General features: G+C 41.5%; 10 protein-coding genes. 8 read left to right on the forward strand and 2 right to left on the reverse strand.

From position 1 onward, the window contains the following. On the reverse strand, positions 1 to 216 hold a 216-nt coding region (locus QAI40_RS07590; RefSeq protein ID WP_304511539.1), incomplete at its 3' end, for a PAS domain-containing protein. A gap of 314 nt (positions 217 to 530) precedes the next feature. Here QAI40_RS07590 and tdh point away from each other — a divergent pair. Genes tdh through QAI40_RS07605 form a run of 3 tightly spaced genes read left to right on the forward strand, consistent with a single transcriptional unit; the run spans position 531 to position 3,396 of the window. Beyond that, positions 531 to 1,565 carry an L-threonine 3-dehydrogenase gene (tdh, locus tag QAI40_RS07595; protein WP_299980378.1) on the forward strand — a complete coding sequence of 345 codons (1,035 nt, stop codon included), beginning with the start codon at positions 531 to 533 and terminating at the stop codon, positions 1,563 to 1,565. Between the two features lie 27 nt (positions 1,566 to 1,592). Then, positions 1,593 to 2,816: an aminotransferase class I/II-fold pyridoxal phosphate-dependent enzyme gene (locus tag QAI40_RS07600; RefSeq protein ID WP_299980380.1), complete on the forward strand. Its 1,224-nt coding sequence runs from the start codon at positions 1,593 to 1,595 to the stop codon at positions 2,814 to 2,816. A gap of 55 nt (positions 2,817 to 2,871) precedes the next feature. Continuing rightward, the gene (locus QAI40_RS07605) at positions 2,872 to 3,396 is read left to right on the forward strand and encodes a response regulator (RefSeq protein WP_299980382.1); all 525 of its coding nucleotides are present in this window, start codon (positions 2,872 to 2,874) and stop codon (positions 3,394 to 3,396) included. Here the strand turns inward: QAI40_RS07605 and QAI40_RS07610 are convergent, their stop codons facing one another. After that, positions 3,397 to 4,137, reverse strand: coding sequence for a sensor histidine kinase (locus tag QAI40_RS07610; protein ID WP_304511540.1), 741 nt, complete (start codon positions 4,135 to 4,137; stop codon positions 3,397 to 3,399). It lies immediately after the preceding gene. A 185-nt stretch (positions 4,138 to 4,322) separates the two neighbouring features. Here QAI40_RS07610 and QAI40_RS07615 point away from each other — a divergent pair, with 185 nt between their 5' ends. From QAI40_RS07615 to QAI40_RS07635, 5 genes are all read left to right on the forward strand, one after another. Then, entirely contained in the window at positions 4,323 to 6,644 is a 2,322-nt protein-coding gene (locus tag QAI40_RS07615) for a PAS domain S-box protein (RefSeq protein ID WP_299980386.1), read from the forward strand. Positions 6,645 to 6,787: 143 nt separating this feature from the next. Continuing rightward, on the forward strand, positions 6,788 to 8,290 hold the full coding sequence (locus QAI40_RS07620) for an AMP-binding protein (RefSeq protein ID WP_299980388.1): 1,503 nt from the start codon (positions 6,788 to 6,790) through the stop codon (positions 8,288 to 8,290). Between the two features lie 267 nt (positions 8,291 to 8,557). After that, positions 8,558 to 9,319: an ABC transporter ATP-binding protein gene (locus tag QAI40_RS07625; RefSeq protein WP_299980390.1), complete on the forward strand. Its 762-nt coding sequence runs from the start codon at positions 8,558 to 8,560 to the stop codon at positions 9,317 to 9,319. 4 nt (positions 9,320 to 9,323) lie between these two features. Continuing rightward, positions 9,324 to 11,249: an AMP-binding protein gene (locus QAI40_RS07630; RefSeq protein ID WP_299980392.1), complete on the forward strand. Its 1,926-nt coding sequence runs from the start codon at positions 9,324 to 9,326 to the stop codon at positions 11,247 to 11,249. Continuing rightward, positions 11,249 to 12,142 (forward strand): branched-chain amino acid ABC transporter permease, encoded by an 894-nt coding sequence (locus QAI40_RS07635; protein WP_299980394.1) that lies wholly within the window; start codon positions 11,249 to 11,251, stop codon positions 12,140 to 12,142. Before QAI40_RS07630 ends, QAI40_RS07635 begins: the two co-directional genes overlap by 1 nt. Positions 12,143 to 12,144: the final 2 nt, after the last annotated feature.

Consider the following 12,144-nt stretch of genomic DNA (forward strand, 5'->3'; position numbering starts at 1 on the left):
GGACATTCCTGTGATTACCTCAGTTGCCTTATTAACATCGGTTATTTTACCTTTGGCTGAGATCGTTACCAAAGCGTCAAGGCTGGCTTCAATAAGTCCACGAGTATATTGATGTGCTGCGTTCAACGCTTCTTCCGCCTCCTTGCGTTCAGATTCTGCTTGCTCTAATTCCTGAATTCTTTTTTCTAATTCTTCATAGGTTAATTTTCCAAACATTCAAAAGATCTCCTCTTTCAAAAATGGGAATAACTCAAATTTTATGCCGGTACGGATTCTTACATAAAATGTAATTTTCTTATAGTCAATTGATTTCTATTTTTGTAAAAGTTCAGCCAAAACGAACGTAAGGTGATCAGGCCGCGATTCACAGCGTCTGTATCCATCAGGGATATTATATAAGCTGCTTTTCAATTCAGGTGCGACTGCCCTGTTACTGCTCCTTTATAAATAGCATTTCATCAGCATTTGTGCTATACCACTTTCCATGGAGAAGTATTAATATTTATCTAAATTAATCGGATTTATATGCCATGAAAAAAATGAAAGCGCTTGTAAAAGCAAAGCCTGAAGAAGGCTTATGGCTCCAGGATGTTCCAATTCCCGGGATCAGTTATAATGAGGTGCTGATAAAAATCAAAAAAACAGCTATTTGCGGAACTGATGTCCATATCTATAACTGGGACAAATGGTCCCGGGAAACCATTCCCGTTCCCATGCACGTCGGCCATGAATTTGTTGGAATAATTGAAAAAGTTGGTTCCCATGTGGTGGATTTTAAGCCGGGAGACCTTGTTTCAGGTGAAGGTCACCTGGTTTGCGGCCGTTGCAGGAACTGCCTGGCCGGGCGACGACACTTATGCATGAACACAAAAGGAGTGGGCGTCAACAGACCGGGTGCCTATGCCGAATATCTTGTCATACCGGTAACCAATGTCTGGTATTGTAATAAAACCATCCCCCTGGATGTGCTTGCCTGTTTTGATCCCCTGGGGAATGCGACTCACACGGCTCTCTCCTTTGATGTCCTGGGAGAAGATGTCCTGATTACAGGTGCCGGCCCCATCGGATGCATGGCCGCCGCCATTGCTAAACACGCAGGTGCCCGGTATATAGTGGTGACAGATGTAAATCCTTACCGACTTGATCTTGCCCAAAAAGCGGGAGCCACTTTAACCATTGATGTGACTAAACACAGTATTGAACAGGCCAAAAAAGACCTTGGCATGAAAGAAGGATTTGACGTGGCCATGGAAATGTCAGGCAACCCTTCCGCCTTAACGTCAATAATTGATAACATGTGTCATGGTGGAAAAATTGCGCTTCTGGGCATCATGCCCGATAATACGGATATTGACTGGAACAAAGTTGTGTTTAACATGCTGACGATAAAAGGCATCTATGGCAGGGAGATGTATGAGACCTGGTATAAGATGACCAGCATGATTCAAACCGGGCTTGATATTTCTTCATTAATCACCCACAAATTTCATTACACCCAATTTGAAAAAGGATTTGAGGTGATGCGGTCGGGCCAATCAGGCAAAGTCATACTTGACTGGGATTAAACATCTATTTTTTTGGAGTAAAACAAAATGTCCACCAACAAACTTGATATATCCTTAACAAAGGAATTAGAAGTGTTAAGACAAGAAGGAAGGGGTAAATCCCCTGAAAGAATAATTGAACAATACATCCCCGCCAGGGGTGAATTTGGCCCACGGTATAAAATGGTTGGAAGCAATAATGAGTTTATCCGGCTCAATTCCAATTCTTACTTATCCCTTTCCAATCACCCTGAACTTATGGCTGCAGCAGACAAAGCAACCAATGAATTCGGTGTTGGCCCGGGTGCAGTAAGATTTATTGATGGAACCTTTATCCATCATGATAAACTTGAAAAAAGAGTGGCCAAATTTACAGATAAACCTGCAGCCAAAATTTTCAATTCCGCCTACACCTCAAACTGCGGGCTTGCCCTGACTCTTTCCAATAAAAAAACCCATTGGATCGGGGACCAGCTCAATCATAACAGCATTATCAGGGCTATGCGAATCAGTAACATACCAAGGGAAAACAAAGGCATTTTCAAACATAATGATATGGGAGATCTGAAACGCTGTCTTGATGAAGTAAGCCCTGACATCGAGCGTGTTATCGTCATATTTGACGGAATTTTCAGTATGCGGGGAGACTATGCGCCCATCGATAAAATCAATCAGATCTGCAAGGCATACGATTCAAAATTCAAGGACGGGGTTATAGCTATTGTCGATGATTCACACGGGATTGGTGCCTATGGTGATACTGGCCGGGGCACGTCTGATTTTTGCAATGCGTCACCTGATATCATTGTAGGGACTTTTGGAAAAGCCTTTGGGGTGAATGGGGGATTTATTGCGGCAAGCAAACCCATTATCGAAACAGTCCGGCAAAAGGCGGACACTTATATTTATACAAACCCTTTAAGTGTTGCCGATTGTGCTGCTGCCATAAAAGCCATTGATATTTGCGACAGTGATGAGGGCCTTAATCTGTTAAGAAGCTTAAAAGAAAGGACTGCTCAGTTCCGACAGGGACTTGAGAGACTTGGAAAAGAATCCATAGAAGGTCCCCACCCGGTTGTCCCGTTAATGGTAAGGAATACCCCCAAAACCCATGATCTTGTAAAATATTTATTTGACCATGGTGTGCTGGTTGTCGGATTAACCTTTCCCGTGGTGCCCAAAGGGGATGAGACTATCAGATTTCAAATTAATGCCTGCCATACACCTGCCGATATAGAATATGTGATTGAATTATTAAGTAATTTTGACTAAAACGATATGATGATAAATTTCCGACATTTACCTGTAAATGAAAATAGGGAGAGCAATGGACATGCAAACCATTCTTGAGAACAAAAAAGTCCTTGTGGTTGATGATGAGCCGGATATTTTGGAAACCCTTGAAGAGTTGCTCTACATGTGTTCGGTCGATACAGCCTCAACCTTTGAAGAGGCCATCCATTTTTTAAAGGACAACACTTATGATGTTGCTGTCCTGGACATCATGGGTGTTAAAGGCTATGACCTTTTGAAGGTCACCAATAAAATCGATATTCCCGCTCTGATGCTGACGGCCCACGCACTCACTCCGGACAATTTAAAACAATCCATTGAACAGGGAGCGGATGCCTATGTCCCCAAAGATAAGCTTGCGGACATTTCCATCTATATTGCAGACGTATTGACAGCAAGAAAAGAAGGTAAAAGAAACCATGTCACATGGTTTTCATTGCTTAAGCCGCTGTTTGACAAACTATTTGGTGAGGGCTGGAGGAAAACAGACAGGGAATTCTGGGATGAATTTGATGAGAAACAGATATCATCAAGGGATGATATTCAAAAAATGAAATGACTATAACTGAATTTTTACAATAAACTCAGCCCCTTTCCTATCGTCGGAATTTAAAGTAAGTGTTCCTCCCATATCCTTTAACAATACCATTACTCCGGCAAGCCCCAGGCCATGGCTTTTAATGGCACTCTCAATGGATGATCCCGTTGTAAAATAGGTTTCAAAAATTTTTTGATGCTCTGCCGGTGGAATGCCTCGTCCATCATCTTTCACTTTTAAGATCAGCTGGTTTTCCTCAATGCTGCCTGAAATCTTAACAACAGAAGATCGATGCTTAAATGCATTGGTAACAAGATTCCTAAGAATCTGTCTCACCTTGGCTTCATCAAGATAAACCATGGTTTTCCAGACTTTTGGATCAAAAAACAATCTGGCTCCACTGGCCTGCACCGCCTGCTCAAGCTCATCATAGGTTTTGATTTTTCGAATGTCCTCTGCCACGCTGGGATCAGAAAGATCAAATATTTCCATTAAGACAGATGTTACAAGGACTGAGATGGGGAAATCAGAAGTGATCATGACTCCCTCCCTGGATCTTCCAAGCTCCATCACATCATTCACAAGCCGTTGGGTTGTCAATGTATTTCTTATGATTCTTTTTAACACTTTGGTCTGCTTGTCAGTCAGAGGACCATAGGAATCCTGCCGATTCAAAAGTGATTTTGCCCCGGCATCTATTACTGAGATGGGAACCTTTAGATCATGGATAAGAATTTCTGTCTTAATGGTGGTATCCGGCATTTTTCTCTTTACCCTTTAAAATCCTTGCAATTTCAATCAATAATTTTATATATTGTAGCCAATTGTTACAACTTAGCTATATATTAGCAAAAATATTTAAGACCCTTTAAATTCTAAACTTGGTAAATTCTAAATTTTGTTATACGAAGATCAAATAATATTGTAAAGCCTTTTGGGGTTTCTTTATGAAAAACGATGCGGATTATATTGCTGCGATTGAAAAAAAAATAAAAAAACTAGAAAAGCAGAATAAAGAACTTAATAATATTATCTTTAAAGCCCCCATTCCCATATTTGTTGTTGATAAGAACCATACAATCACTCATTTCAACCAGGCACTTGAAGGGCTGTCCGGGCTGTCTGCCAAGGACATGATCGGAACAAAGGACCAATGGAAGGCTTTTTACTCATCAAAGCGCCCGGTTATGGCAGATCTTATCGTTGACAAATCTTCAGATGCCCAGATTATTGAGCGTTATGGCTTAAAATATAACCGGTCATCCAAGGATAAAGAAAGATTTGCAGCCACTGATTTGTTCCCGGATCTGGGTAAAGAAGGAAAATGGCTTTTTTTTACCGCCTCCGCATATACGGACAGTCATGGTAATATTGCCGGTGCAGTTGAAACCCTTCAGGATATCACTGAAGAAAAAATTGCCGAAAACAAAACCAGTGAACTTTACCGTATCCATCGAAAAATTCTGGAATTTATTCCATATCCCATTGTTGTTTATGATGATAACGGATTAGTTTCCTACGTAAATCCGTCTTTTCCAACAACTTTTGGCTGGTCCCTCAAAGAACTCAAGGGCAAACCAGTTCCGTTTGTACCCGAAGCGCTTGAAGCGGAAACCACTGACATGCTGAAAAAATTCAGGAAAGACAAATTCATTACTCGTTACGAAACCCAACGGTTGACACGGGATGGCAAGGTCCTTGACGTAGTGATCCGGGCAGCTTCCCATTCAAGATATAAACCCGATTCAACGGATAACTTTGTCATTTTAAGGGACATTACCGAAGAAAAAAGAATCGAGGCAAACAATAAGACCATTATGAGAATCAGTGCTGTTCTCCCGGAATACCCTGAGCTTGAAGAGCTGATGAATTATATTTCAAAAGAGGTCAAAGGAATCTTAAACACCGAAGGTGCACTGGTTCTTTTATATGATGAAATCACGGACGAGTTGTTTTTCACAGGAGGAGCCTATGATGATTCAGATACAGAAAAAAGAGCAAAAACATTCCGGTTTCCTGCTGATTCGCTCCTGGCAGGAAAAATTATTAAAACCGGGGAATATGCCCTGGCAAATGATGCTGAAAAATTAATAAACGATTATCCTGGAAGGGATGAAAAACTGGGATATAAAACAAAAAGTCTCTTGGAAGTGCCTATTAAAAGTGAGGACAGAATTATTGGGGTTCTTTGTGCCATTAACAAAAAACAGAACCTGTTTGATTATAATGATATGGAACTGATGACAATGATTGCAGGAACCGTTGCCATCTCAATTGAAAATGCAAGGTTTTCAGAAGCCGTCAGGGAGGCATACAGGGATGTGGCTTCCATGAACCGGGCCAAAGGAAAAGCCATTAACCACCTCTCCCATGAACTGAAAACGCCGGTCGCTGTCCTTACCGGTTCCCTGCAGATATTAAATAAAAAACTTGAGTCAGTGCCCGGTATAAAAGTCGATGCCACATTAAACAGAATAGAAAGAAATCTGAACAGGATTGTTGATATTCAGGATGAAGTGGCAGATATCATGAAAGACAAGACCTATTCCGCCCAAAAACTTTTACTAAAAATGTTTGAAGCTTGTCAGGACGAACTGGAAACACTTATCCAGCAGAACCTTTCTGCTGATCATCTTGAACATCAGATCAGGCAGTTGATTGATGAAAAATTCGGTCCCAGGTCCATTAGTTACAGATCGATCAACTTTGCTGAATATTTTAACGACCTTTACACTTCCTTTAAGCCTGAGTTTGAATTCAGGCATATTAACATTGAAATTTATAGTGATGACAATCTGCCATCTCTTCTGCTGCCGGAAGAAATTTTGAATAAAATGGTGGGCGGGCTTGTTAAGAATGCCATTGAAAACACTCCGGACAAAGGAGATATTCATATTTTCGTTGAAACAAAAGATTCTGGCATTCTTTTGTGTATCCATGATTTTGGAGTAGGGATTGAAGCAGACGCACAAAAAAGGATCTTTGAAGGTTTTTTTACTACCCAGGATGCGTTATTGTATTCAACCAAAACACCTTTTGCTTTTAATGCAGGTGGAAAAGGTGCAGACCTGTTGAGGATGAAAATATTTTCAGAGCGTCTTGGTTTTACACTGAAAATGGAATCAGAGCGATGCCGTTTCCTTTTGGAGGACAGGAACACCGAATGTCCGGGTGACATTGAAGCGTGTCAATTTTGTCATACCTATCAGGATTGTTTGAATTCCGGATACTCCATTTTTAAAGTATTCTTCCCTTCTGGGAAAAAATAAAAAAAGTCTTTGACAAACCGGAACAAATTAAATTATTACTGATAACACATTGAGACTGAGCGCTCGTTTGGTTTGTTAAGGCTGGACAGAAGTTGCGTTCTTAAATTTTTATGTTTTATCCTTTTTCCAAGGAGTGATGTTTTATGAATAGTCTTCATAGCTTTACCTTTTTTGACATTTATGAAAAAAATGCGCTCTATAAAGGTTCCTCCTGCGCCATTCACTGGGAAGCTGAGGATATCACGTATTCCGATCTTTTTTTGCAGACTGCCAAACTTGCCAATGGTCTCAAAAATTTGAACCTTCCTGCCGGCAGCAGGATAGCCGTTCTTTGCAAGAATCATCCTGTCTTTTTTCATCTGTTTGGTGCGGCATCAGCACTCAACCTTGTGCTTGTTCTCATCAACCGACGGTTAAGTGGGGATGAAGTATCCTATATTATCGAGGACACCACGCCCTCTTTAATTTTTTCAGACAAAGAAATGGCGGATCAAGCCAGAACACTTAAAAAGTCATTTTCATGCCTCGAACATTGCTATGTTGTTGATGAAGATGATACGGATTTTTCAAATCTGTATAACTATTCTCCTCTTAAGATCCCGGTACCATGCCGCTCAAGTGATCCTTTTGTAATTATCCATACGGCAGCAATGTTAGGAAAACCAAGGGGCGCTGTTCTGGGACAGGAAAATATCATCTTAGCAAACCAGCAAATCATCCACGCTTTCGGGCTTGATGAAACCAAAACCTATTTGAATATTTTGCCAATATTTCACATTATGGGAATTAATCTGGGTTTAGGAATTCTTCAGGCCGGTGGTAAAAATATAATACAAGAAAAATTTAACGCCCCCCAAACCCTAGAACTTATCCAGGAACAAAAAGTCAATCTTTTTGGTTCCTTCCCACCCATATTAACAAACCTTATAGATGCCATGGAAGACGGTAATTATGATCTGTCAAGCCTTGAAATAGCTGCCGGGCTTGAGATGCCTGATACAGCAAAAAAATGGGAAACCTGTACGGATTCCAAATTCTGGACCATGTACGGACAGACTGAAACATCAGGCCTGATCACCTTTACCGAATACTTTACAAAATCTGGTTCAGCAGGTGTTATCTCACCGCTTGCCAATATTAAAATTGCAGATGACTTTGATACTCTTTTACCTGTCGGTGAAACCGGGGAAATCCTTGTCAGAGGGCCGTTGGTTTTCCAGGGGTATTGGAATGCCGATGAACTGAATGCTTATACATTCAGGAAAGACTGGCACCATACTGGAGATCTTGGAATGATTGACTCTGACGGATTCTTATTTTTTAAGGGCCGAAAGGCAGAAAAAGAACTCATCAAGCCTGGCGGAGAAAATGTTTTTCCTGCGGAGGTGGAAAAAGCCATTCTTGAGCACGATGCCATCAAAGAAGTCTGTGTATTTGGTGTGCCTGACCCCAAATTTGGTGAAGGCATAAAAGCGGTTTGTTCGCTGAACCCCGGGCATAACCTGACAAAGGATGATCTGATCAAATTTTGCGGATCACTCATTGCCGGGTACAAAAAACCAAGATATGTTGAGTTCATCAACGAGTTGCCAAAGACAGAAAATAACGCAATTGACCGTGAAAAAATAAAGACGGAATATGCCTGAAAACAGTTCACCTTTTTTGAAACACGGTTTTTGTCTTGACACTCTATAGTTGATTTACTATGGATAATTTTTAGGGCCACCCTGAGTTATAAATCGGATTATAAAGGTTCCTAACGCTTTGTCCATTAATAGAGTCAAGGTATATTAATGAATGATTTAATGATTAGGATAGGAGGTGAGTGTTAGCTTCAATCGTTTTCATCAAGCAATTAACCTTTTTTGGGATGCAAGGTTTCTTTAATCTGACTTAAAGAATTTGGATTTTATATGGCACATTTAAATATTTCGAACGTTACACTCTCTTTTGGCGGACTTAAAGCTCTTTCCAATGTAGACATGAAGATTGAGCCGGGTCTTATCACATCAATTATCGGTCCCAATGGGGCTGGTAAAACCAGTATGCTCAACTGCATATCAGGCTTTTACCACCCGACCAAAGGGGAGATTTATTACAAGGACAAAAAACTGACCCATGCTTCTCCCCATCAGGTATCGAACATGGGAATTTCAAGGGCATTTCAAAACCTTGAGCTTTTTTCAGGTCTATCCGTTCTGGACAATCTTCTTTTGGCCAGACACCAGAATTTGAAATACAGCTTCTTACAAGCGGTTTTCTTTTATGGTAAGGCTTCAAGGATTGAAGCTGAAAACAGGGCCTATGTGGAAGGCGTTATTGACTTTATGGAGCTTGAAGCCCACAGGAAAAGCCTTGTGGGAAATTTAAGCTATGGTCTCCAAAAAAAGGTCGAGGTGGCCCGTGCGTTGACCTTAGCCCCTGATATCCTGCTTTTAGATGAACCCATGGCTGGAATGAACCAGGAGGAAAAAGAGGATATTGTCCGGTTTGTCATGGATATTCAAAAAGAACGCAACATTACTGTGGTGCTTGTAGAACATGATCTTGGGGTTGTCATGGATATTTCAGACATAATCTATGTTCTGGATTTTGGTGAAGTCATAGGTTCTGGCACACCTGAAGAAATTGCCCAAAATCCTAAAGTTATTGAAGCTTATATTGGAGAGGACTAAATCTATGAGCAAGAATGATCACTTACTTGAATACTCTATCCCCCAATTGCTTCGCTGGCGGGTTAACATTACACCCAAACGCCCGGCCTTAAGGGAAAAAGATTTTGGGATCTGGAATACCTATACCTGGGAAGATTACTATGATTATGTCAGGAAAACTGCTCTGGGTCTCAAAGCAATCGGTCTTGGGAAAGGGGATACCATTGCCTTCATCAGTGATAATATTCCTGAACTTTTGTTTGTGGCCATAGGCGGCCATTCCATTGGTGCCATTTCAGCAGGAATTTACCAGACCAGTATGCCCGCTGAAATTGCCCAGATCCTTCAATATCTTAAAGTCAGTTTAGTATTTTGTGATAACCAGGAACAGGTGGATAAAGTTCTGGATGTCAGAGACCAGATCCCCAATGTTAAAAAAGTCATTTTTGAAGATCCAAGGGGCATGAGAGAGTATATGTCCGATGACTGGTTCATTGACATTACCGATCTTTATAAACTGGGTGAGAAAGAGCATGAAAAAAATCCTGATCTTTTTGAAACCCTTGTGGATCAGGGCAAACCCGATGATATCTGTCACCTGTGTCTCACATCAGGGACAACAGGGCTGCCAAAAGGCACAGAGTTGACCCACAAAAATTATATAAACATGGGGTTGCAGATCACCGAGGTGGATCATCTTGAGCCCACTGATGAATATGTTTCTTTTCTGCCCTTTGCCTGGATTGGTGAACAGATGAACTCCTTCGGGATTGCCATGGCAACCGGTATCACCCTGAATTTTCCTGAATCTGTTGAAACCGCCATGTCGGATCTAAAAGAGATCGGACCCCACTTCATGTTTGGTGCCCCCAGGATCTATGAAACCATCCGGTCTGAAATATGGCTGAAAATTGACCAGTCCTACTGGCTGAACAAAATTTTCTATAATTATTTCATAAAAGTGGGATTGAAAGCTGCAGATTACAAAATGACAGGCAAATCAATGCCTTTTGGGTTAAAAATAAAATCATGGCTGGGCAGGCAGTTAATATTCAGACCGCTTATTAATCAAATTGGTTTTCTTCGTTTAAGAAGAGCCTATACAGGTGGAGCAGCCCTGGGTCCTGAACTTTTTACTTTTTATCAGGCCATCGGAGTAAATTTAAAACAAATCTATGGACAGACAGAGATTGTCGGAATTGCCTATATGCATAGAGATGGCGACGTAAGACCTGAAACAGTGGGCAAACCCTTACCCGGAACTGAATGCAAAATTGCAGAAGATGGAGAAATACTTTCCAGGTCCGATTCTGTTACACCCGGGTATTATGATCTTCCGGAAAAAACTGAAGAACTGTTAGAAGGTGGATGGCTTCACTCAGGAGATGCAGGATTCATTGATGAAAATGGACACCTTGTTGTTATCGACCGTCTCTCCGATGTCATGCACAGCAACAAAGGGGAAATGTTCTCCCCCATGTTCCTTGAAAATTCCCTTAAATTCAGCCCCTATATAAAAGAAGCAATAATTTACGGAAACAAGGAGGATTTTGTGGCCTGCCTGATTAACGTTGATCCCGTTGTTGTGGGCAAGTGGGCGGAAGACCGGGGTATCTCCTATACCACATATATGGACCTTTCAAGCAAGCCGGAAGTAGCTGAGCTTATGATGGAACAGGTGCTGGATGTCAATTCACGGGCTGAAAAAGAACATTTTAAAATCAAACGGTTTGCGCTGCTCTACAAGCTGCTGGATACGGATGACGGGGAATTGACCAAGACCGGAAAAATCCGTCGTAAATTTGTACAGGAAAGATACCAGAACCTGTATGATTTCCTGTATGATGAATCTGTTGATAAAAAAGAGGTCGAGGCATCCTTCCAGTATCAGGACGGGCAGTCTGCAACGGTGAAAACAAGTATTAAATTTTACACGGTGAAAGGAATCTGATGAGTTATTTTTTTCAAATTGTAGTCAGCGGTATTGTGGTGGGCTCCATCTATGCATTGGCCGCTCTTGGACTTGTACTGGTTTATAAATCAAGCCGGGTGGCAAACTTTGCCCATGGACAGATTATTGCAGCCGGTGCTTTTATCACCTATTATTTGTCGGTATCTCTCGGGGTTCCCATTTTCTTTTCATTTCTGGCCAGTATGATTATTACCTTTTTCCTTGCCATGAGTGTGGAAAGAATCTTTCTTCGGAAGCTCATCGGCGAACCCATCATATCCGTCATTATGGTCACCATTGGATTGGGATCAATCCTTGACGGCCTGATTTACCTGACTCCCTTTGGAAGTGAAAATTTCTCATTCCCGGCCTTTCTCCCCCAGGAACCCCTGTCTCTCGGCGGAGTTTCCATATCATGGACACAGCTTGTAGGGGTTATCGTCACCTTTATTTTGATTGGAGGTCTCTCCTGGTTTTTTAAAAAATCAACCATTGGAATATCCATGAGAGCCGTGTCTGACGATCAGTTTGCTTCCATGTCCGTGGGGATTTCAGTACCAAAAGTCTTTGGTCTTGCCTGGGCACTTGCCGGATTATCTGCTGCTGCTGCTGGGTGTATCATCGGTAATATCACAGGACTGAATTTTGATACTCTCCATGCGTTTGGGATTATCGTGTTCCCGGTTATCATTCTGGGGGGACTTGATTCCATCCTTGGTGCAGTTGTGGCAGGCATCATCATTGGATTGATCCAGCAGTTTTCCAGCGGATACCTGGATGGAAACTTTGGGCTGAAAGGCACGGGTGATGTTATGCCCTATATCATCCTGGTAGTTGTACTTTTTTTTAAACCACATGGATTATTTGGAATCCATGAAATTGAACGGGTGTAATC

This window comes from Desulfobacula sp., assembly GCF_030611305.1.
GTDB lineage: Bacteria > Desulfobacterota > Desulfobacteria > Desulfobacterales > Desulfobacteraceae > Desulfobacula.

Excerpts from the sequence above, each read along its gene's own strand:
- tdh (WP_299980378.1), top strand. The coding sequence starts at position 531 with ATGAAAAAAATGAAAGCGCTTGTAAAAGCAAAGCCTGAAGAAGGCTTA.
- QAI40_RS07600 (WP_299980380.1), top strand. The coding sequence starts at position 1,593 with ATGTCCACCAACAAACTTGATATATCCTTAACAAAGGAATTAGAAGTG.
- QAI40_RS07605 (WP_299980382.1), top strand. The coding sequence starts at position 2,872 with ATGGACATGCAAACCATTCTTGAGAACAAAAAAGTCCTTGTGGTTGAT.
- QAI40_RS07610 (WP_304511540.1), bottom strand. The coding sequence starts at position 4,137 with ATGCCGGATACCACCATTAAGACAGAAATTCTTATCCATGATCTAAAG.
- QAI40_RS07615 (WP_299980386.1), top strand. The coding sequence starts at position 4,323 with ATGAAAAACGATGCGGATTATATTGCTGCGATTGAAAAAAAAATAAAA.
- QAI40_RS07620 (WP_299980388.1), top strand. The coding sequence starts at position 6,788 with ATGAATAGTCTTCATAGCTTTACCTTTTTTGACATTTATGAAAAAAAT.
- QAI40_RS07625 (WP_299980390.1), top strand. The coding sequence starts at position 8,558 with ATGGCACATTTAAATATTTCGAACGTTACACTCTCTTTTGGCGGACTT.
- QAI40_RS07630 (WP_299980392.1), top strand. The coding sequence starts at position 9,324 with ATGAGCAAGAATGATCACTTACTTGAATACTCTATCCCCCAATTGCTT.
- QAI40_RS07635 (WP_299980394.1), top strand. The coding sequence starts at position 11,249 with ATGAGTTATTTTTTTCAAATTGTAGTCAGCGGTATTGTGGTGGGCTCC.